The sequence below is a fragment of the Variovorax sp. SG517 genome (assembly GCF_013376045.1).
In the GTDB taxonomy this organism is placed as follows: domain Bacteria; phylum Pseudomonadota; class Gammaproteobacteria; order Burkholderiales; family Burkholderiaceae_C; genus Variovorax.
Genome location: NZ_JABMJG010000009.1, coordinates 358,551 through 378,576 on the forward strand (window position 1 = coordinate 358,551; position 20,026 = coordinate 378,576).

At 66.7% G+C, this 20,026-nt stretch carries 21 protein-coding genes; 19 read left to right on the top strand and 2 right to left on the bottom strand.

Features of this window, described 5'->3' with window-relative positions; all coding sequences use genetic code 11:
- The first annotated feature begins 102 nt into the window (after window positions 1-102).
- The 17 genes from ndk to FHT32_RS26755 all read left to right on the top strand — a co-directional run bounded on the left by ndk (window position 103) and on the right by FHT32_RS26755 (window position 16,851).
- A complete protein-coding gene (ndk, locus tag FHT32_RS26675; protein ID WP_019653122.1) occupies window positions 103-528 on the top strand; it encodes a nucleoside-diphosphate kinase in 426 nt (141 codons plus the stop codon).
- A gap of 21 nt (window positions 529-549) precedes the next feature.
- A complete protein-coding gene (gene rlmN / locus FHT32_RS26680) occupies window positions 550-1,701 on the top strand; it encodes a 23S rRNA (adenine(2503)-C(2))-methyltransferase RlmN (protein ID WP_176667584.1) in 1,152 nt (383 codons plus the stop codon).
- Window positions 1,702-1,705: 4 nt separating this feature from the next.
- Window positions 1,706-2,563 (top strand): type IV pilus biogenesis/stability protein PilW, encoded by an 858-nt coding sequence (gene pilW / locus FHT32_RS26685; RefSeq protein WP_176667585.1) that lies wholly within the window; start codon window positions 1,706-1,708, stop codon window positions 2,561-2,563.
- On the top strand, window positions 2,556-3,518 hold the full coding sequence (locus FHT32_RS35120) for a helix-turn-helix domain-containing protein (protein WP_176667586.1): 963 nt from the start codon (window positions 2,556-2,558) through the stop codon (window positions 3,516-3,518). The genes pilW and FHT32_RS35120 overlap by 8 nt, the downstream gene beginning before the upstream one ends.
- Window positions 3,515-4,801, top strand: a complete 1,287-nt coding sequence (ispG, locus tag FHT32_RS26695) for a flavodoxin-dependent (E)-4-hydroxy-3-methylbut-2-enyl-diphosphate synthase (RefSeq protein WP_176667587.1) — start codon at window positions 3,515-3,517, stop codon at window positions 4,799-4,801. Before FHT32_RS35120 ends, ispG begins: the two co-directional genes overlap by 4 nt.
- Window positions 4,802-4,816: 15 nt before the next feature.
- Entirely contained in the window at window positions 4,817-6,127 is a 1,311-nt protein-coding gene (gene hisS / locus FHT32_RS26700) for a histidine--tRNA ligase (protein WP_176667588.1), read from the top strand.
- A 5-nt stretch (window positions 6,128-6,132) separates the two neighbouring features.
- Complete coding sequence (locus FHT32_RS26705; RefSeq protein ID WP_176667589.1) at window positions 6,133-6,825, top strand: tetratricopeptide repeat protein; 693 nt, start codon at window positions 6,133-6,135, stop codon at window positions 6,823-6,825.
- Window positions 6,826-6,832: 7 nt separating this feature from the next.
- Window positions 6,833-7,975 (top strand): outer membrane protein assembly factor BamB, encoded by a 1,143-nt coding sequence (gene bamB, locus FHT32_RS26710; RefSeq protein ID WP_176667590.1) that lies wholly within the window; start codon window positions 6,833-6,835, stop codon window positions 7,973-7,975.
- Window positions 7,976-8,047: 72 nt separating this feature from the next.
- A complete protein-coding gene (gene der / locus FHT32_RS26715) occupies window positions 8,048-9,391 on the top strand; it encodes a ribosome biogenesis GTPase Der (RefSeq protein ID WP_176667591.1) in 1,344 nt (447 codons plus the stop codon).
- 147 nt (window positions 9,392-9,538) lie between these two features.
- Window positions 9,539-9,802, top strand: coding sequence for an RNA chaperone Hfq (hfq, locus tag FHT32_RS26720; protein ID WP_175544960.1), 264 nt, complete (start codon window positions 9,539-9,541; stop codon window positions 9,800-9,802).
- A 56-nt stretch (window positions 9,803-9,858) separates the two neighbouring features.
- Complete coding sequence (hflX, locus tag FHT32_RS26725; protein ID WP_176667592.1) at window positions 9,859-11,070, top strand: GTPase HflX; 1,212 nt, start codon at window positions 9,859-9,861, stop codon at window positions 11,068-11,070.
- Window positions 11,071-11,102: 32 nt separating this feature from the next.
- Entirely contained in the window at window positions 11,103-12,461 is a 1,359-nt protein-coding gene (gene hflK / locus FHT32_RS26730) for an FtsH protease activity modulator HflK (RefSeq protein WP_176667593.1), read from the top strand.
- Between the two features lie 17 nt (window positions 12,462-12,478).
- Window positions 12,479-13,378, top strand: a complete 900-nt coding sequence (gene hflC, locus FHT32_RS26735) for a protease modulator HflC (RefSeq protein ID WP_176667594.1) — start codon at window positions 12,479-12,481, stop codon at window positions 13,376-13,378.
- Between the two features lie 31 nt (window positions 13,379-13,409).
- Window positions 13,410-13,598, top strand: a complete 189-nt coding sequence (locus FHT32_RS26740) for a DUF2065 domain-containing protein (RefSeq protein WP_176667595.1) — start codon at window positions 13,410-13,412, stop codon at window positions 13,596-13,598.
- Between the two features lie 82 nt (window positions 13,599-13,680).
- The gene (locus FHT32_RS26745) at window positions 13,681-14,841 is read left to right on the top strand and encodes an ATP phosphoribosyltransferase regulatory subunit (RefSeq protein ID WP_176667596.1); all 1,161 of its coding nucleotides are present in this window, start codon (window positions 13,681-13,683) and stop codon (window positions 14,839-14,841) included.
- A 23-nt stretch (window positions 14,842-14,864) separates the two neighbouring features.
- Entirely contained in the window at window positions 14,865-16,196 is a 1,332-nt protein-coding gene (locus tag FHT32_RS26750; protein WP_176667597.1) for an adenylosuccinate synthase, read from the top strand.
- Window positions 16,197-16,326: 130 nt separating this feature from the next.
- The gene (locus FHT32_RS26755) at window positions 16,327-16,851 is read left to right on the top strand and encodes a phosphoribosyltransferase (protein ID WP_126018851.1); all 525 of its coding nucleotides are present in this window, start codon (window positions 16,327-16,329) and stop codon (window positions 16,849-16,851) included.
- Between the two features lie 21 nt (window positions 16,852-16,872).
- Here the strand turns inward: FHT32_RS26755 and FHT32_RS26760 are convergent, their stop codons facing one another.
- Both FHT32_RS26760 and FHT32_RS26765 read right to left on the bottom strand, forming a co-directional pair.
- Window positions 16,873-17,322, bottom strand: a complete 450-nt coding sequence (locus FHT32_RS26760; RefSeq protein ID WP_176667598.1) for a VOC family protein — start codon at window positions 17,320-17,322, stop codon at window positions 16,873-16,875.
- Between the two features lie 96 nt (window positions 17,323-17,418).
- Entirely contained in the window at window positions 17,419-18,267 is an 849-nt protein-coding gene (locus tag FHT32_RS26765; RefSeq protein ID WP_176667599.1) for an AraC family transcriptional regulator, read from the bottom strand.
- Window positions 18,268-18,376: 109 nt separating this feature from the next.
- Here FHT32_RS26765 and FHT32_RS26770 point away from each other — a divergent pair, with 109 nt between their 5' ends.
- Window positions 18,377-19,570, top strand: coding sequence for a PLP-dependent transferase (locus FHT32_RS26770; protein WP_176667600.1), 1,194 nt, complete (start codon window positions 18,377-18,379; stop codon window positions 19,568-19,570).
- A 115-nt stretch (window positions 19,571-19,685) separates the two neighbouring features.
- The gene (locus FHT32_RS26775; RefSeq protein ID WP_176667601.1) at window positions 19,686-19,889 is read left to right on the top strand and encodes a hypothetical protein; all 204 of its coding nucleotides are present in this window, start codon (window positions 19,686-19,688) and stop codon (window positions 19,887-19,889) included.
- Window positions 19,890-20,026 lie beyond the last annotated feature (137 nt).

A 20,026-nucleotide genomic window follows, 5' to 3' on the forward strand; every position in this document is an offset into this window, starting at 1 on the left:
GCCGCGCCGGTTAAAATCAGAGGCTTTGTCGATGCGTGACGAAACAAATTCGTTGCAGTTGTGACAAAACACTTCAAAATCAAAGCTCCAGGAAGCATTTCAATGGCTATCGAACGTACCCTTTCCATCATCAAGCCCGACGCAGTTGCCAAGAACGTCATCGGCAAGATCGTTTCCCGTTTCGAGGCTGCCGGCCTCAAGATCGTCGCCGCCAAGCTGGTGCACCTGTCGCGCAACGAAGCCGAACAGTTCTACGCCGTGCACAAGGAGCGTCCCTTCTTCAAGGACCTCGTCGAGTTCATGATCTCGGGCCCCGTGTTCGTGCAAGTGCTCGAAGGCGAGAACGCCATCGCCAAGAACCGTGACCTGATGGGCGCCACGGACCCCAAGAAGGCAGCCGCCGGCACCATCCGCGCCGACTTCGCCGACAGCATCGACGCCAACGCCGTTCACGGTTCGGACGCTCCCGAAACCGCAGCGAACGAAGTCGCCTTCTTCTTCGCCGGCCTCAACGTCTACGCACGCTGAAGCCGCTTCTCGCCCGATTCCATGACCACGGCCAACCTGCTCGATTTCGATCTCGAGGGATTGGCTGCGTTCTGCGAAAAACTCGGCGAGAAGAAATTCCGCGCCACGCAGCTGTTCCGCTGGATCCACCAGCGTGGCGCCAGCGACTTCACCCAGATGACCGATCTGGCGAAGTCGCTGCGCGAGAAACTCGCGACCACCGCTCGCGTGGAGGCCCTGCCGGTCATCACGCAGCACGAATCCAAGGACGGCACGATCAAGTGGCTGTTCGATGTCGGTGACGGCAATGCCGTCGAAGCCGTATTCATTCCCGAGGACGACCGCGGCACCCTTTGCGTGTCGTCCCAGGCCGGCTGTGCGGTCGGTTGCCGCTTCTGCTCCACGGGGCATCAGGGCTTCAGCCGCAACCTGGGCACGGGCGAGATCGTCGCCCAGCTCTGGTTTGCCGAGCATTTCCTGCGCAAGCACCTCAAGCGCGACGAACGCGTCATCTCCAACGTGGTGATGATGGGTATGGGCGAGCCGCTGCAGAACTACTCGGCGCTCGTTCCCGCGCTGCGCACCATGCTCGACGACAACGCCTACGGGCTGTCGCGCCGTCGCGTGACGGTGTCGACCTCCGGCGTGGTGCCGATGATCGACCGCCTGGGTGCCGATTGCGCCGTGGCACTCGCCGTTTCGCTGCACGCGCCCAATGATCCGCTGCGCGACGACCTCGTGCCGCTGAATCGCAAGTACCCGATCGACGAACTCATCGAGTCCTGCAAGCGCTACCTAGCGCATGCGCCGCGCGACTTCATCACCTTCGAGTACTGCATGCTCGACGGCGTGAACGACCAGCCCGAGCATGCGCGGCAGCTCATCGAGCTGGTCCGCAAGCACGGCATCTCGTGCAAGTTCAACCTGATCCCGTTCAACCCTTTCCCCGCCTCGGGCCTGCTGCGCTCGCCCCAGCCGCGCGTGCTGGCGTTCGCCAGGACGCTCAGCGAGGCAGGGCTCGTGACCACCGTGCGCAAGACGCGCGGTGACGACATCGATGCCGCCTGCGGCCAGCTCGCCGGCGACGTCAAGGACCGCACCCGCGCGGCCGAGCGCATGGCGCAGCGCCGCGCGGCGCAGGAGCGCCCCGTTGTTTTGCATCCGGTCCGAAAGACCGTCCCCCAGGAGCATTGAACCGATGAGCATGGCCTTTTCGATGACGACCGCGAACGTGCAGCGGATGCTGACTGTGGGTTTCGCGGGCGTCGCCATGTCGTTGCTGCTCGGAGGCTGCGTGAACACGCGCACCACCACCACCAGCCTGGCCGACAGCAGCAACTCGTCCAAGGCCACCGAGATCGTCACCGAGTCCGACGAGTCCAGCCGCCAGCGCCGCGCGCGCCTGCGCATGGAACTGGCCGCCGGCTACTTCGAGCACGGCCAGACCACCGTCGCGCTCGACGAGATCAAGCAGGCGCTGGCCGCAGACCCCAACAACGCCGACGCCTACAACCTGCGCGGCCTGGTCTACATGCGGCTCGACGACGCCGGCCTGGCCGAGGACAGCTTCCGCCGCGCCATCGCCATCAATCCGCGCGACCCGAACGCGCGCCACAACTACGGCTGGCTGCTGTGCCAGCAGAACCGCTTTGGCGATGCGGCCGCCCAGTTCAACGAGGCCCTGGCCGTTCCCAGCTACAACGACCGCGCCAAGACGCTCATGACGCAGGGCGTGTGCGAGCTCAAGGCCGGCCAGCGCGACAAGGCGGAGCGCACCCTCATGCAGGCCTACGAGATCGACGCCGGCAACCCGGTGGTCGCTTTCAACCTGGCCTCCGTGCTGGCGCAGCGCGAGGAATGGTCGCGCGCGCAGTTCTACATCCGCCGCGTCAACAACAGCGCCGCGGCCAGCGCCGAGACGCTCTGGCTCGGCATCAAGATCGAACGTAAGCTGAACAACCGCGAGGCAGTCGCGCAGTTGGGAGGCCAACTGCAACGACGCTTCCCCCAGTCGCGGGAGGCAACAGCGTACGAGCGCGGGAATTTCAATGACTGATCGGGTTTCGGAGTTCGGCACTTCCGCATCATTGCCGCTGGAAGCTGGCGATATCGCGAACAAGACTGCCGGCGATCTGCTGCGCGAGGCGCGCGAGGCCCATGGCCTGCACATCGAGATGGTGGCCGCCGCGCTGAAGGTGCCGCCGCAGAAGCTCATGGCGCTGGAGGCGGACGACATCGGTTCGCTGCCCGACCCGGTCTTCGCCCGTGCGCTGGCCAGCAGCGTCTGCCGCGCGCTGCGCATCGACCCGGCCCCTGTGCTCGCGAAGCTGCCGAGCACCCAGAAGGTGTCGCTGGCCGAAACCGATCGCACCCTGCGCACGAACATCAGCTCGGGTACGCCGCGCTGGAATGGCAATGGCCGCTCCAGCGGTTTGCCCTCGCGGCCACTATTGATCGTCGTGCTGCTGCTGCTGATCGGCGCGGGTGCGCTGTTCTGGCTGCCGCAGTCGGTGTTCGACCAGCTCAGCGCTTCCGTGTCACGCCTGACCGCGCGCGGCGATGCCGGCACGGAATCGACGTCTGGCAACGGCCTGGCCTCGGCCGGTGGTTCCGTGGCCGAAACCGTGCCCACGCAGGCTGTCGCCCCGACCGGCCCGGTTGCCGGCGAGACTCCGTCGGCAGCTCCCGCTCCCGGTGCGCCCGCCGCTACTGCCGCCGCGCCTGCTGCTGCGGCGCCCGCTGCCACGGCCGTGGCAGCAGCCTCGAGCAGCCAGCAACTGGTCCTCGTGGCTCGCGAGGAATGCTGGGTCACCGTGACCGAAGCCGGCGGCAAGCAACTGCTGCGCCGCAGCCTGCAGGCCGGCGAAACCGTGGGCCTGTCCGGCACGCTGCCGCTGTCCGTTGTGGTCGGCCGCGCTTCGAGCGTCGACGTGCAGGTGCGTGGCCAGCCCTTCGACCTGAAGCCCTTCACCAAGGGCGGTGGCGTGGCGCGTTTCGAGGTGAAGTCGTGACTTCCGGCAACTGCACTCCCGCTCCGATCGAGGCCGCCGCTCCCAAGGCTCGCCGTTCGCGCCAGGCCAGCGTGGTCTGGGGCCCGCGCGTGGTCACTGTGGGCGGCGACGCCCCGGTGCGCGTGCAGTCCATGACCAACACCGACACCGTCGATGCCATCGGCACCGCGATCCAGGTGAAGGAACTGGCCCAGGCCGGCTCCGAGATGGTCCGCATCACGGTCAACACGCCCGAGGCTGCCGCGCAGGTGCCCTACATCCGCGAGCAGCTCGACCGCATGGGCGTCGACGTGCCGCTGGTGGGCGACTTCCACTACAACGGCCACCGCCTGCTGACCGACTATCCGGCCTGCGCCGAGGCGCTGAGCAAGTACCGCATCAACCCCGGCAACGTGGGCAAGGGCGACAAGCGAGACCGGCAGTTCGGCCAGATGATCGACGCCGCGATGCGCTGGAACAAGCCCGTGCGCATCGGCGTCAACTGGGGCAGCCTCGACCAGGAACTGCTCGCCAGCCTGATGGACACCAACAGCCAGCGCGCCGAGCCCTGGGACGCCAAGCAGGTGATGTACGAGGCGCTCATCACCTCGGCCATCGAGTCCGCGAAGCTGGCCGAGTCGATGGGCATGGCCGGCAACCAGATCATCCTGTCGTGCAAGGTGAGCGGAGTGCAGGACCTGATCTCGGTCTACCGCGAGCTGGCCCGTCGCTGCGACTATCCGCTGCACCTGGGCCTCACCGAGGCCGGCATGGGCACCAAGGGCACCGTGGCGTCGGCCGCGGCGCTGTCGATCCTGCTGCAGGAGGGTATCGGCGACACGATCCGCGTGTCGCTCACGCCGCAGCCGGGCGAGTCGCGCACGCAGGAGGTGGTGATCGCCTCCGAGATCCTGCAGGCGCTGGGCCTGCGCGTGTTCGTGCCGAGCGTCACGGCGTGCCCGGGCTGTGGCCGAACCACCAGCACCACCTTCCAGGAGCTGGCCAAGCAGATCGACGACTACCTGCGCATGCAGATGCCGGTCTGGCGCAAGAAATATCCGGGCGTGGAGACGCTGAAGGTGGCCGTCATGGGCTGCATCGTCAACGGCCCCGGCGAGAGCAAGCATGCCGACATCGGCATCAGCCTGCCCGGCACCGGCGAGGCGCCCGCGGCGCCCGTCTTCATCGACGGCGAAAAGGCCCTCACGCTGCGCGGCGACAATATCGCCAACGAGTTCCACCAGCTCGTCGAAAACTACATTGAAAAGCGCTTCGGCGGCGAACACCACGCTGTCGCGGCCTGACATCTCCGCAGACTCATGGCTGAAAAATTGAATGCCGTCAAAGGCATGAACGACATATTGCCGCCCGAATCGGCGCGCTGGGAGTGGCTCGAAGCCACCGTGCGCGACCTGATGGGGCGCTATGCGTATCGCAACGTCCGCACCCCGATCCTGGAGCACACGGCGCTGTTCGTGCGCGGCATCGGCGAAGTGACCGACATCGTTGAGAAGGAGATGTACTCCTTCCAGGACCGCTCCGACAAGTACGGCGACAACGACCACCTCACCCTGCGCCCGGAGAACACGGCCGGCCTCGTGCGTGCCGTGATCGAGCACAACATGCTCTACGACGGCGGCAAGCGCCTCTGGTACACGGGTCCGATGTTCCGCCGCGAGAAGCCGCAGCGCGGGCGCTTCCGGCAGTTCCACCAGATCGGCGCCGAGGCGCTGGGCTTTGCCGGCCCCGACGTCGACGCCGAGCTGATCCTGCTGGCCAGCGCGCTCTGGAAGACCATCGGCCTGACGGACGTGCGTCTGGAACTCAACAGCCTGGGCCAGCCGGCCGAGCGCGCTCAGCATCGCGCCCAGCTCATCGCCCACTTCGAGAAGCATGCCGACAAGCTCGACGAGGACGGCAAGCGCCGCCTGCACAGCAATCCGCTGCGCATCCTCGACACCAAGAACCCGGCGATGAAGGAAGTGGTCGAGTCGGCCCCCAAGCTGATCGACTTCCTCGGCGCGGAGTCGCTCGCTCACTTCGAGGGGCTGCAGGCCATCCTCAAGGCCAATGACATCGCATTCACCATCAATCCGCGTCTCGTGCGCGGGCTGGACTACTACAACCTCACGGTCTTCGAGTTCGTTACTGACCGGCTCGGCTCGCAGGGCACGGTTTGCGCGGGCGGCCGCTACGACGACCTGATCGCACAGATCGGCGGCAAGCCCGCCCCGGCCGTGGGCTGGGCGATGGGCGTGGAGCGCGTACTGGACCTGATGAAAGAGCAGGGCACCGACATCCCGCAGCCGGCCCCGGACGTCTATGCCGTCGTGCCCGATGCCGCCGCCATGCCGGTGGTGCTGCGCACGCTGCAGCAGCTGCGCGATGCCGGCGTGCGCGTGCAGATGCACGCCGCTACGGTCGACGGCCTCGGCAGCTTCAAGTCGCAGTTCAAGAGAGCCGACAACAGCGGCGCCACCTACGCCCTGATCTTCGGCGCCGATGAACTCGCGCGCGGCGAGGTGACTCTCAAGGCGCTGCGCGACGGAAGCGGCGCGCAGACCGCCCGGTCTCTTGCCGAAGTGGCCACCTGGGCCGCCACCCTACAATCGCCGGCTCCCAATACCTGACACGCATGGCAACCCATCTCGACCTCGAAGAACAGGAACAGCTCGACCAGCTCAAGCATTTCTGGAATACCTACGGCACCCTGATCACTTCGATCGTGCTGCTCGTCGCCGGCGCCTTCGTGGCCTGGAACGGCTGGCAATGGTATGGCCGCAACAAGGCGGCGCAGGCCTCGTCGCTCTACGACGAAATCGAGAAGACGGTGCAGGCTGGCGACCCGGCGCGCATCGCGCTCGTGCTCGACGACATGAAGAAGCGCTTCGCTGGCACCACCTACGCACAGCAGGCCGGCCTGCTGGTCGCCAAGACGCTGTACGAGAAGGGCAATGCCGCGGGTTCGCGCACCGAACTCGAATGGGTCGAGCAGAACGCGATCGATCCCGGCTACAAGGCTGTCGCGAGGCTGCGTCTGGCGGGCGAGCTGCTCGATGGCAAGTCCTACGACGATGCCCTGAAGCAGCTCGACGGCAGCGTTCCCAAGGAATTCGAACCGCTGGTGGCCGACCGCAAGGGTGACATCTACCTGGCCCAGGGCAAGCGCACCGAGGCGCAGGCCGAGTACCGCAAGGCCTGGACCGGCCTCGGTCCGACCTCGGACTACCGCCGCCTGATCGAGATCAAGCTCAACGCGGTCGGCGTCGATCCCAAGAGCCTTGCGCCCGTCGTCACCGTCACTCCCGCAGCACCCAAAACTCCCTGACCGCATCATGAATTTCAAGCGTTTCATGCCTGAATCGACCGCCCTGCGTGCGGGATCAGCTCTCGTTTTGGTAGCGTTTCTCGCCGCCTGCTCGGGCTCCTCGAAGCCGAAGCCGGAGGAGCTCCCCGCCAATCCGGCCCTGGTTGGCGTGCGCCAGGCATGGACGGTGCGCATCCCCGAAGTGCAGTTCCCGCTGACCACCGACATCAGCGGCGACACGATCACCGTGGCCGGCAGCGACGGCACGGTGGTCGCCATCGATGCGCGCGCGGGTCGTGAAATCTGGCGCGGCAGCGCCGGCGCGCCCCTGGCGGCCGGTGTCGGCAGCGACGGCCAGGTGGCCGCGGTCGTCACCACCGCGAACGAACTGGTCGCCCTCGAGAACGGCAAGGTCCTCTGGAAGCAGAGGCTGTCGGCACAGGCCTTCACCGCACCGCTGGTGGCGGGCCGCCGCGTGTTCGTGCAGACGGCCGACCGCAGCATCAGCGCCTGGGACGGCCAGAGCGGCCGCCGCCTCTGGATCCAGCAGCGCGCCGGCGAAAACCTCGTGCTGCGCAAGTCGGGCGTGCTCCTGGCCGTGGGCGACACGCTGGTGGCCGGCATCGGCGGCCGGCTGGCGGGCATCAACCCCGCCAACGGTACTTCGCGCTGGGAAGCTCCCATCGCCGCGCCGCGCGGCACCAACGATGTCGAGCGCCTGGTCGACCTGACCGGCAGCGTGAGCCGCTACGGCGACACGGTCTGCGCGCGTGCCTACTACGCCAGCGTCGGCTGCGTCGACACCCTGCGCGGTTCGCTGGTCTGGAGCAAGCCCGCTTCCGGCGCGGATGGCGTCAGCGGCAACGAGAGCTTCATCTATGGCACCGAGTCCGACGGCAGCGTCGTAGCCTGGCGCCGTGCCGACGGCGAGCGCGCCTGGCAGATGTCCCGCCTGAAGAACCGCGTGCTGACCTCGCCGCTGGCCGTGGGACGCTCGCTCATCATCGGCGAGAACACCGGCACGCTGCATTTCGTGTCGCGTGAAGACGGCGCACTGCTCAACCGCATCACGCCCGATGGCTCGGCCATCACCGTTGCGCCGGTGCTGGCCGGCAACACGGTGGTCGTGGTGACCGCCAAGGGTGGCGTGTTTGGCTATCGCCCCGAATAACGCGCTCCTTTTTTCTTCTTTTCTTTCTTTCCAAGGCCCGACCATGAAAACCGCGCCCTCGAAAGGCCGGCCATGAAGCCGGTCGTGGCCCTGGTCGGGCGGCCGAATGTCGGCAAGTCGACCCTCTTCAACAGGCTGACGCAGACGCGCGACGCCATCGTCGCCGACTTTGCCGGACTCACGCGCGACCGCCACTACGGCAACGGCCATCTGGGCAAGCGCGAGTTCATCGTCATCGACACCGGCGGCTTCGAGCCCGACGCTGGCAGCGGCATCTACAAGGAGATGGCCAAGCAGACGCGGCAGGCCGTGGCCGAGGCCGACGTCGTGATCTTCGTGGTCGACGCGCGCGAGGGGCTCTCGGCGCAGGACCACGACATCGCCAACGAACTGCGCCGCATCGGCAAGCCCTGCGTGCTGGTGGCCAACAAGGCCGAAGGCATGCACGACGGCACCAAGCTGGTCGACTTCTACGAGCTGGGGCTGGGCGAGGTGCACGGGGTATCCGCTGCGCACGGGCAGGGCATCCGCGGTCTGGTCGAGCTGGCGCTTGCGCCATTAAACCTGCCCGACCCGGACGACGAAGAGGAAGAAGACGAGGTCAACAAGCCGATCAAGCTGGCCGTGGCCGGCCGGCCCAACGTGGGCAAGTCGACGCTGATCAACACCTGGCTGGGCGAGGAACGGCTGGTCGCCTTCGACATGCCGGGAACGACGCGCGATGCGATCTCCGTGCCCTTCGAGCGCAACGGCCAGCGCTTCGAACTGATCGACACTGCCGGCCTGCGCCGCAAGGGCAGGGTGTTCGAGGCGATCGAGAAGTTCTCGGTGGTCAAGACGCTGCAGGCCATCGAGTCGGCCAACGTCGTGCTGCTGCTGCTCGATGCCACGCAGGGCGTGACCGACCAGGACGCGCACATCGCGGGCTACATCCTCGAAAGCGGCCGCGCGGTGGTGATCGCCATCAACAAGTGGGACGCGGTCGACAGCTACCAGCGCGAGCAGATCCAGCGGCAGATCGAGACCCGGCTGCCGTTCCTCAAGTTCGCGGCGCTGCATTTCATCTCCGCCATCAAGCGCCAGGGCCTGGGCCCGGTGTGGCAGGCGATTGCGCAGGCCCACAAGTCGGCCACGCGCAAGATGTCGACGCCGGTGTTGACGCGATTGTTGCTGGAGGCGGTGCAATTCCAGGCGCCCAAGCGCGGCGGCATGTTCCGTCCCAAGCTGCGTTATGCGCACCAGGGGGGCATGAATCCGCCGGTCATCGTGATCCACGGGAACTCGCTCGAACATGTGACCGATGCTTACAAGCGCTTTCTCGAAGGGCGCTTCCGCAAGGAATTCGACCTTGTGGGTACCCCCTTGCGCATCGAGTTCAAGAGCTCCCACAATCCCTTCGTCGACAAGGACGACTGACAGAGTTTGTCGGCGGATGGCCGCCGATGAGTTCCCACCGGGGTTGAAGTTCCGGCTTTTGAGAGACGTTATTTTTCAAAGGCTTTTAGCCCCGAATGCTGCGGCGCGGAAACCCTGTGTTAAGGTCTTCTCCTCCAACAACTACTCTTGAACACGGAGAATATCGTGAGCAATAAAGGGCAACTCCTACAAGACCCCTTTCTGAACACCTTGCGTCGCGAGCATGTGCCGGTCTCCATCTACCTGGTGAACGGTATCAAGCTGCAAGGCCAGATCGAGTCTTTTGACCAGTACGTCGTGTTGCTTCGCAATACGGTGACGCAGATGGTCTACAAGCACGCCATTTCCACCATCGTGCCAGGTCGTGCCGTCAACTTCTCGGCCAACGAGAGCGACGACGCCGCAGCCTGATCGCGCGGAGCGCGGCAGCCTCCGCTGCCGCGCTTTTTCCCAATTCCCGATCCCGCTTGTCTGAACTGATTCCCCGCCAGGAAGGCGCCGCCGTTCTCGTCGGCGTCGATTTCGGGCTGCCCCATTTCGACAGCGAACTCGAGGAACTCGGCCTGCTCGCGCAGACCGCAGGCCTCACCCCCGTCGCCCGTCTCGCGTGCAAGCGCAAGGCGCCCGACGCGGCATTGTTCGTTGGCAGCGGCAAGGCCGAAGAAATCAAGGAACTGGCCGCTCTGTACAGGGCGAGCGAGGTCATCTTCGACCAGGCCCTGAGCCCCGCGCAGCAGCGCAACCTCGAGCGCCAGCTCGACGTCGCGGTCTACGACCGGACCTTCCTCATTCTCGAGATCTTCGCCCAGCGCGCCCGCTCGCATGAAGGCAAGTTGCAGGTCGAGCTGGCTCGACTGCAGTACCTCAGCACGCGGCTGGTGCGCCGCTGGTCGCACCTCGAGCGTCAGACCGGCGGTGCGGGCGTGCGCGGCGGCCCGGGCGAGAAGCAGATCGAACTCGACCGCCGCATGATCGGCGAGTCGATCAAGCGCACGCGCGAGCGCCTCGCCAAGGTGCAGAAGCAGCGCGGCACGCAGCGCCGCCAGCGCGAGCGCCGCGACACCTTCAACATCTCGCTCGTGGGCTACACCAACGCGGGCAAGTCGTCGCTTTTCAATTCGCTGGTCAAGGCGCGCGCCTACGCGGCCGACCAGCTGTTCGCCACGCTCGACACCACCACGCGCCATCTCTACCTGGGCGATGCACGCAGGCAGGTGTCGATCTCCGACACCGTGGGCTTCATCCGCGACCTGCCGCACGGGCTGGTCGATGCCTTCAAGGCCACGCTGCAGGAGGCGGTCGATGCCGACCTGCTGCTGCACGTCGTGGACGCTTCCAATCCGCACTACCCGGAGCAGATGGCCGAGGTGCAGACGGTGCTGCGCGAGATCGGCGCGGACACCGTGCCGCAGCTTCTGGTCTTCAACAAGCTCGATGCCCTTGAAAGCGCGCAGCATCCGCTGCATCTGCAGGACGAGATGGAAATCGACGGCGTTCAGGTCCCCCGCATCTTCCTCAGCGCCAGGACAGGCGAGGGCGTGCCGCTGCTGCGCGCCGAGCTCGCCCGGCAGTCGGGCTCCGCACCCGATACGATGACCCCTGCGGCAGACGCTGAATTGCACGATGCAACCGATGGATTGGGCACAATCCCGCCACTGACAAGAGAACGAAGCGAATGAATTCAAAGCCAGCGCGGAGAGGGTTTCTGGGCATGTTCAACCTGAACGACGGCCGATGGGGGCGTGGCGACGAGCCGTCCTCCAATGGCGACCGCCCGGCCGGCAACCGGCCCCCCGATGCCAATCCCCCCGGCGCTCCCACGCCTCCGCCCTCGGGCAACAACAACAACGACAACCGTCCCCGCGGACAGGGCCCCAACCAAGGCCCTCCCGACCTCGACGAGCTCTGGCGCGACCTCAATCGCAAGCTCGGCGGCTTCTTCGGCGGCAAGGGCGGCGGCAATCGCCCCAATGGCGGCGGTGGCGGCAACGGCTACAAACCCGACATGAAGAACGCGGGCTTCGGCATCGGCCTGGTGGTCGCGGTGGCCGTGCTGATCTGGCTTGGCACCGGCTTCTTCATCGTGAACGAAGGCCAGCAGGCCGTCATCACCCAGTTCGGCAAGTACAAGAGCACCGTGGGCGCGGGCTTCAACTGGCGCCTGCCGTACCCCATCCAGCGCCACGAAGTCGTGGTGACCACGCAGATCCGTTCCGCCGACGTGGGCCGCGACGCCATCGTGCGTTCCACCGGCCTGCGCGAGTCGGCCATGCTGACGGAAGACGAGAACATAGTCGAGATCAAGTTCGCCGTGCAGTACCGCCTGAGCGACCCGCGCGCCTGGCTCTACGAGAGCAAGTCGCCTGCCGACACCGTCGTGCAGGTGGCCGAGACCTCCGTGCGCGAGGTGGTCGGCAAGATGAAGATGGACGCGGCGCTCGCCGAGGAACGCGACCAGATCGCCCCGCGCGTTCGTGCGCTGATGCAGACCATCCTCGACCGCTACAAGATCGGCGTCGAAGTCGTCGGCATCAACCTGCAGCAGGGCGGCGTGCGTCCGCCCGAGCAGGTGCAGGCCGCCTTCGACGACGTGCTCAAGGCCGGCCAGGAACGCGAGCGCACCAAGAACGATGCGCAGGCCTACGCCAACAACGTGGTGCCCCTGGCCACCGGTACGGCCTCGCGGCTGAAGGAAGAATCCGAGGCCTACAAGGCGCGGATCGTGGCGCAGGCACAGGGTGATGCAGGCCGCTTCAGCGCGGTGCTGTCCGAATACCAGAAGGCCCCGCAGGTGACGCGCGACCGCATGTACACCGACGCCATGCAGCAAATCTACGCCAGCACGACGAAGGTGCTGGTCGACAGCAAGCAGGGTTCGAACCTGCTGTACCTGCCGCTCGACAAGCTCATGCAGCTCAGCGGCAGCGGCAATGCCGCCACGCCGGTCGATGCGGCCAGCCCCAGTGTCGCCGGCACCGCGCCGGCGCAGTCCTCGGTGATCCCGGTGGCCCCCGCCACGACCGACGTGCGCGGCCGCGATGGCCGCTCGCGTGACCGCGACGTGCGTTGAGAAAGGCCCGCAAGAACATGAACAGAATCGGATTCATCGCCACCTCGATCCTCGTGCTGCTCGTGCTGGCAAGCTCGACCCTCTTCGTGGTCGACCAACGCCAGTTCGGCGTGGTGTACGCACTCGGCCAGATCAAGCAGGTCATCACCGAGCCCGGCCTCAACTTCAAGTTGCCGCCGCCGTTCCAGAACGTGTCGTACATCGACAAGCGCCTGCTGACGCTCTCCAGCGTGGACACCGAGCCGATGCTCACGGCAGAGAAGCAGCGCGTGGTGATCGACTGGTACGTGCGCTGGCGCATCAGCGACCCGCAGGCCTACATCCGCAACGTCGGCCTCGACGAGAACGCCGGCGCGATGCAGCTCAACCGCGTGGTTCGCAACGCGTTCCAGGAAAACATCAACAAGCGCACGGTGCGCGACCTGATCTCTGTGCGCCGCGAAGCCCTGATGGCCGACGTGCAGCGCGAGGTGCTCTCGGTGGTGAAGGGCGCCAAGCCCTGGGGCGTGGACGTGGTCGACGTGCGCATCACCCGCGTCGACTACGTGGAAGCCATCACCGAATCGGTCTACCGCCGCATGGAGGCCGAGCGCAAGCGCGTGGCCAACGAGCTGCGTTCCACTGGTACGGCCGAGGGCGAGAAGATCCGCGCTGACGCCGACCGCCAGCGCGAGGTGATCGTGGCGAACGCCTACCGCGATGCCCAGAAGATCAAGGGCGAGGGCGATGCCCAGGCCGCAGCCGCCTACAGCGAGGCCTTCGGCCGCGACCCGCAGTTCGCGCAGTTCTATCGCAGCCTCGAGGCCTACAAGCAGAGCTTCAACAAGAAGAGCGACGTGATGGTGCTCGACCCGTCGTCGGACTTCTTCCGGGCCATGCATGGCTCGGGCTCGGCCACCAGCGCACCTCGCCGTTGATTACCTTCGGCCGCAGCCGTCCTCAGGAGCCGTGAGCGCCGACACTTTCTGGAGCGCGCTCGCGCTCGTCCTGGTGATCGAAGGCATCCTGCCTTTCGTGTCGCCGGGAGGGTGGCGGCGCGGCTTCGGGCAGCTGATGCAGCTGCGCGACGGCCAGCTGCGCTTCTTCGGGCTCTGCAGCATCCTGATCGGTCTGGTCCTGCTCTGGATACTGGGCTAGGCAGCCCCGTCGATCGATGCCCGCGCGGGACCCGGCGTCCGTAGCCGGTAGAATCCCGTTTTAACCACGGCTCCCGATCCCCATGTCCGCCTGGGTCCTCCCGGATCACATTGCCGATGTGCTGCCCTCCGAGGCGCGCCACATCGAAGAACTTCGACGCCAGCTGCTCGATACCGCCCGTGGCTACGGCTACGAGCTGGTGATGCCGCCGCTGCTCGAGCATCTCGAGTCGCTGCTCTCCGGTACCGGCGAGGCGCTCGATCTCCAGACCTTCAAGCTCGTCGACCAGCTTTCCGGCCGCAGCATGGGCCTTCGCGCCGACACCACCCCCCAGGTGGCGCGCATCGATGCCCACCTGCTGAACCGCGACGGCGTGGCCCGCCTGTGTTACTGCGGCCCGGTGCTCCACACCCGGCCCGACCGACCGCACGCCACCCGCGAGCCCCTGCAGTTCGGCGCCGAGATCTACGGCCACGCCGGCCTCGAGGCCGACACCGAAACCCTGCTGCTGGCACTCGACTGCCTCGATGCCGCCGGCCTGCGCGAGGGCGTGATCGTCGACCTGGCCGATGCCCGCATCGTGCGTGCGCTGTTCGCCGGCGTGCCGGTCGACGGCGCCACGCTGGCGCGGGTGCACGCGGCGCTGGCCGCCAAGGACGCGAGCGAGCTCGAATCGCTCACCAAAGACTTTCCCGCCGCTTCGCGCGACGGCCTGCGCGCGCTGATCCAGCTGTACGGCGACGTGTCGGTGCTCGACGAGGCCGCCGAGGCCCTGAAGGGCACGCCGGCAGTCGGCGCGGCGCTGGCTGACCTGAAGCTGCTCGCCGCGGGCCTGCAGGGCGTGGCCGGGCGCCAGATCAGCTTCGACCTGGCCGACCTGCGCGGCTATGCGTACTACAGCGGCATGCGCTTCGGCATCTACGTGCCCGGCGCGGCCGATTCGCTGGTGCGGGGCGGCCGCTACGACGAGGTGGGGGCCGTGTTCGGCCGCAACCGCCCGGCCGTCGGCTTCAGCCTCGACGTGCGCGAGCTGGTCGGCGTGCTGCCGGCCCGTCCGCTGCGCGCCGCCATCCGCGCGCCCTGGAGCGATGCGGCCGGCCTGCGTCAGGCCATTGCCCAATTGCGCAAGGCCGGCGAAACGGTAGTCTGCGTGCTGCCGGGCCATGGCAGCGAAATCGATGAATTCCACTGCGACCGCGAGCTCGTCGAGCAGGCCGGCCAGTGGAGTGTCCGTGCGATCTGATTTTTTGAAGTAATGGAACGAGCATGAGCGTAACCACCGGAAGAAACGTGGTCGTCGTCGGCACCCAGTGGGGCGACGAGGGCAAGGGCAAGCTGGTCGACTGGCTGACGGAGAGCGCCCAGGGCGTGGTCCGTTTCCAGGGCGGCCACAACGCGGGCCACACGCTGGTCATCAACGGGGTGAAGACCGCGTTGCACCTGATCCCGAGCGGCATCATGCGCCCCGGCGTCAAGTGCTACATCGGCAACGGCGTGGTGCTGTCGGCTGCCAAGCTGTTCGAGGAGATCGAAGGGCTGGAGAAGGCCGGCGTCGAGGTGCGTTCGCGCCTGCGCATCAGCGAGGCCTGCCCGCTGATCCTGCCGTTCCACGCCGCGCTGGACATCGCGCGCGAGGCCTACCGCGAAAAGGGCGGCATCGAGAAGATCGGCACCACCGGCCGCGGCATCGGCCCGGCCTATGAAGACAAGATCGCCCGCCGCGCGCTGCGCGTGCAGGACCTGAAGCACCCCGAGCGCTTCGCTGCCAAGCTGCGCGTGCTGCTCGAACTGCACAACCACGTGCTGACGCAGGTGCTGGGCGCGCCCGCCATCGACTTCGACCAGGTCTTCGACGAGGCGATGAAGCACGCCGAGCTGCTCAAGCCCATGATGGCCGACGTCTCGCGCGAACTGAACGACGCCAACCGCGACGGCGCCAACCTGCTGTTCGAAGGCGCGCAGGGCACGCTGCTGGACGTCGACCACGGCACCTACCCGTACGTCACCTCCAGCAACTGCGTGGCCGGCAACGCCGCCGCAGGTTCGGGCGTGGGCCCGGGCATGCTGCACTACATCCTGGGCATCACCAAGGCCTACTGCACCCGCGTGGGCGGCGGTCCGTTCCCCACCGAGCTCGACTGGGCCACGCCCGGCACCCCCGGCTACCACATGAGCACCGTGGGCGCCGAAAAGGGCGTGACCACCGGCCGCAGCCGCCGTTGCGGCTGGTTCGACGCCGCGCTGCTCAAGCGCTCGGCGCAGGTCAACGGCCTGTCGGGCCTGTGCATCACCAAGCTCGACGTGCTGGACGGCCTGGAGAAGCTGGAGCTGTGCACCGGCTACGAACTCGATGGCGAAACCACCGACATCCTGCCCATGGGCGCGGACGAGATCGAGCGCTGCACGCCGATCTACGAAACGCTGGAAGGCTGGAGCGAAAGCACCGTGGGCGTCACGCAGTACGACAAGCTGCCGATCAATGCGCGCCTCTATCTGCAACGCATCGAGCAGGTCACGGGCGTGCCGATCCACATGGTCTCGACCAGCCCCGACCGCGACCACACGATCATGATGCGCCACCCCTACCTGGCCGACTGATCAGGCCAACCTCCGAGGCTTGCCCACTTCGTGTGGCCGCCAACCCCCTTGCAGGGGGCAACACCAGCGGCCCGGCAAAGCCGGTTCCGCGGTGTTCCCAAAGAAGAGACATTGAAGGAAGACCCACGCTATGTTGACTGAAGACGGCAAGCATCTCTACGTCAGCTACGACGAGTACCACAACCTGATCGAGAAGCTCGCGATCAAGGTGCACCAGTCGGGCTGGCAGTTCGACACCATCCTGTGCCTGGCGCGCGGCGGCATGCGCCCCGGCGACGTGCTCTCGCGCATCTTCGACAAGCCGCTGGCGATCATGTCGACCAGCTCGTACCGCGCCGATGCAGGCACGGTGCAGGGCCACCTCGACATCGCCCGCTACATCACCACGCCCAAGGGCGAGATCGCGGGCAAGGTGCTGCTGGTGGACGACCTGGCCGACTCCGGCCACACGCTGCACGCGGTGATGGACATGCTGCGCAACAACTACAAGCCGATCACCGAGCTGCGCAGCGCCGTGATCTGGACTAAGGCGCTGTCGACCTTCACGCCAGACTACTCGGTCGAGTACCTCGCCACCAACCCCTGGATCCATCAGCCCTTCGAGGGCTACGACTCGCTCGGCGCCGAGAAGCTGATCGAGAAGTGGTCGGTCTGATCCGGCAAGGCCGGCGCCTAGTCACCCGGCGTCGGTGAACATGGCGGTGTAACGCCGCTGCATTTCCTGCGGCGTCAGCTTCTCGATGCTGTGCCCCACGTTCCAGCGATGGCCGAACGGGTCATGGAAGACGCCGGAGCGTTCCCCATAGAACTGGTCCTGCGGCGCCATGTCCAGCGTGGCGCCCGCGGCGACCGCGCGCGCCACCACCGCGTCGGCATCGTCCACATGCAGGTGCAGCGTGACCGAGGTATTGCCCAGCGTCTTCGCGCTGAGGATGCCGAATTCGGCGAATTCCTCCGAGATCATCAGGATCGCGCCGTTGTGGAAGTCCAGTTCCGCGTGGCCGATGCGCCCGCTCGGCTCGGTCAGGCGGAAGATCTCCTTCACCTCGAAGACCTTGCAGTAGAACTCGATGGCTGCCTTGGCGTCGTGGACGCAGAGGTACGGAAACAGTTCGTGGATGGCCATGGCTTGTTATCCCTTCGGGTTGAGATGGGCGCGATTCTGGAACTCGGGGCGCCTCGGGTCTTGAACGAATTTGACCTTGCCGGCGTGCGGGGGCGCTCAGACCCGCACGTGCCGTGACGAGTCGGGCGCCGCTCGCCGGTAGGCCTGGGGCGACATGCCCGCGATCGCGAGGAATTCGCGATTGAAGTGGGCCTGGTCGCTGTAGCCTGCCTCCAGCGCCAGATCGACCCAGGGCCGGCCTGGATCCATCACGAACTGCCCCAGCACGCGATCGAAGCGCAGCATGCGAGCGTACTGCTTGGGCGCCAGCCCGGTCATGCCGCGAAACAGCGCGATGAAGCGCCGGTGGCTGTAGCCGCTTTGCTTCACGAGCTGGCCGATGGCGCCGGCCTGCCCGTCGTCGTTGTTGGCGCTCGCGCCGGACATGCGGGCCAACGCCTGTGCCACCGCGGGATGCAGGCCATGCATCGCAGACGAGGCAAGGCGCGTTTCGAGCAGCGCAACGACGATGGCAAGCTGCCGTTGCAGTGAATCGGTGCCGTGCAGCTGTTCGAGCGCGAAGTTCGCGTCCGCGCCCCAGAGCGCTTCTAGCGGGGTATGCCGCTCGGCCAGAGCATCCTCGGGAGCGCCGAGCAGGGCCCGGGCCGCCCCCGGCTGCAGCATGATGCCGACCGAGCGCGTCGTCACCGACACGTCGCGCACGAAGAAGGCCGAGCGGGTTCCGCCCACCATCGCGTAGCCCACCGTGAATCCCTGTGCGTCGGAGTCATCGCGGAAGAGGCGCAACGACGGCCCCGAAAGCCTGAAGACCAGGTGCATGCCCCCGGTGGGCAGCACATGCTCGCGCGCGCCCGGTCGCTCGTCGGGCGTGCCGTCGGGCGACGAGGCCCACATCAGCCGCACGAAGGGCCGCAAGTGGGGAGGGGCAAGGCGCGTCAGCTGCACTGTCTCGGGCTTCTTCCATGAAACGGGATGAAGGGGAGGGCCGGTCCGCGCATTGTGCGACGGAAGCTCCGTGCAAGGCCCCGTATGCGGGTCGCGCTAGCATGCACCCATGAGCAAGCCTTCCACGAACCTGATCCACCACCCCTACGTCCCGCCCGCAACCTTCTCCGCGCCGCAACCCGGCGTGTTCAAGGCGTCGACCGTGTTCTTCGCCGACGTGGCCGCCATGCGCGCGCGCGACTGGCGCACAAAGGCCGGCTACACCTACGGCCTGCACGGAACGCCCACCACCTTCACGCTGGAGGAGCGCCTGGCCACGCTCGAAGGCGGCACCGAATGCCTGCTCGTGCCAAGCGGGCTCGCGGCCATTTCGCTGGTGTCGTTCGCCTTCCTGAAGGCCGGCGACGAGGTGCTGATCCCCGACAACGCCTACGGCCCGAACAAGGCGCTGGCCACCGGCGAGCTGGCGAATTTCGGCATCACCCATCGGCTGTACGACGCGATGAACCCGGCCGACCTCGCGGCCAAGCTGTCGGATCGCACGCGCCTGGTGTGGGTGGAGGCAGCCGGCTCGGTGACCATGGAGTTCCCCGACCTTCCGGCCCTGGTGAACATCTGCCGCGCGCGTGGCGTGATGACCGCGCTCGACAACACCTGGGGCGCGGGCCTCGCCTTCGCTCCCTTCGATTTCAACGGCAGCGGGCAGGGCGTCGACATCTCCGTGCACGCGCTCACCAAGTACCCCAGCGGCGGCGGCGACGTGCTCATGGGCAGCGTGACCACGCGAGACGAGCGCCTGCACCGCGCGCTGAAGCTCACCCACATGCGCATGGGTTTCGGCATCGGCGTGGGCGACGTCGAAACGCTGCTGCGTTCGCTGCCCAGCATCGCACTGCGCTACGCCGCGCACGACCGCGCGGCGCGCGAACTGGCCGGCTGGCTCAACGGCTGCGAGGAGATCGCGCAAGTTCTGCATCCCGCGCTCGAGGATTCGCCGGGCCATGTCCACTGGCGCGACCTCTGCGGCGAAACCAACCTGGCCGCCGGACTGTTCTCGGTGGTGTTCGACGAGCGCTACAGCACCGACCAGGTCGACCGCTTCTGCGACAGCCTGAAGCTGTTCCGCCTCGGCTATTCGTGGGGCGGGCCGATCAGCCTCGTCGTGCCCTACGACATCGGCCTGATGCGCGACGCCAGCGTGGCGCGCTGGCCCTACAAGGGCACGCTCGTGCGTTTTTCCATCGGCCTCGAAGACGTGGAAGACCTGCGCGCCGACCTCCAGCAGGCCCTGGCACGGATGTAAGAAATCGCATCCGGTCGCCTTGGGCGTGTCATGGGGTACCTCCTCGAGACTGCGGCGTTATCGCTTACAGTAGGCCACGGCAGTCAGCCCGACTGCCTTGCCTCAAGGAGAAGCAGTGGCAACACCCAATTACGGCTACGAAAAGCGACAGAAAGAGCTGGCCAAGAAGAAGAAGAAGGAAGACAAGCTTCGCGAGAAGGCAAACCGCAAGCTCAATCCGAGCAGCGACGGGCTGGCTCCCGGAGATCCCGAAACCGACGTCGCCTCGCTCGAGCGCGATCCGCCCACGGTGCCGGAGTTGCCTACCAAGAACGGCTGATCCGCTTCAGGCTCGCCGATCCATCAAGAAAGCCGCCGCAGGTGAACTGCACCCCAAAAGTTGGACACCGATCCAATCCTTGGGGTGTTTTTCATGGCGAAGTACGACGAGAAGTTCAAGCTGGCGGTAGTGCAAGA

Coding starts and splice junctions, on each gene's coding strand:
- ndk (WP_019653122.1), top strand. CDS start 103: ATGGCTATCGAACGTACCCTTTCCATCATCAAGCCCGACGCAGTTGCC.
- rlmN (WP_176667584.1), top strand. CDS start 550: ATGACCACGGCCAACCTGCTCGATTTCGATCTCGAGGGATTGGCTGCG.
- pilW (WP_176667585.1), top strand. CDS start 1,706: ATGAGCATGGCCTTTTCGATGACGACCGCGAACGTGCAGCGGATGCTG.
- FHT32_RS35120 (WP_176667586.1), top strand. CDS start 2,556: ATGACTGATCGGGTTTCGGAGTTCGGCACTTCCGCATCATTGCCGCTG.
- hisS (WP_176667588.1), top strand. CDS start 4,817: ATGGCTGAAAAATTGAATGCCGTCAAAGGCATGAACGACATATTGCCG.
- FHT32_RS26705 (WP_176667589.1), top strand. CDS start 6,133: ATGGCAACCCATCTCGACCTCGAAGAACAGGAACAGCTCGACCAGCTC.
- bamB (WP_176667590.1), top strand. CDS start 6,833: ATGAATTTCAAGCGTTTCATGCCTGAATCGACCGCCCTGCGTGCGGGA.
- der (WP_176667591.1), top strand. CDS start 8,048: ATGAAGCCGGTCGTGGCCCTGGTCGGGCGGCCGAATGTCGGCAAGTCG.
- hflK (WP_176667593.1), top strand. CDS start 11,103: ATGTTCAACCTGAACGACGGCCGATGGGGGCGTGGCGACGAGCCGTCC.
- hflC (WP_176667594.1), top strand. CDS start 12,479: ATGAACAGAATCGGATTCATCGCCACCTCGATCCTCGTGCTGCTCGTG.
- FHT32_RS26745 (WP_176667596.1), top strand. CDS start 13,681: ATGTCCGCCTGGGTCCTCCCGGATCACATTGCCGATGTGCTGCCCTCC.
- FHT32_RS26750 (WP_176667597.1), top strand. CDS start 14,865: ATGAGCGTAACCACCGGAAGAAACGTGGTCGTCGTCGGCACCCAGTGG.
- FHT32_RS26755 (WP_126018851.1), top strand. CDS start 16,327: ATGTTGACTGAAGACGGCAAGCATCTCTACGTCAGCTACGACGAGTAC.
- FHT32_RS26760 (WP_176667598.1), bottom strand. CDS start 17,322: ATGGCCATCCACGAACTGTTTCCGTACCTCTGCGTCCACGACGCCAAG.
- FHT32_RS26770 (WP_176667600.1), top strand. CDS start 18,377: ATGAGCAAGCCTTCCACGAACCTGATCCACCACCCCTACGTCCCGCCC.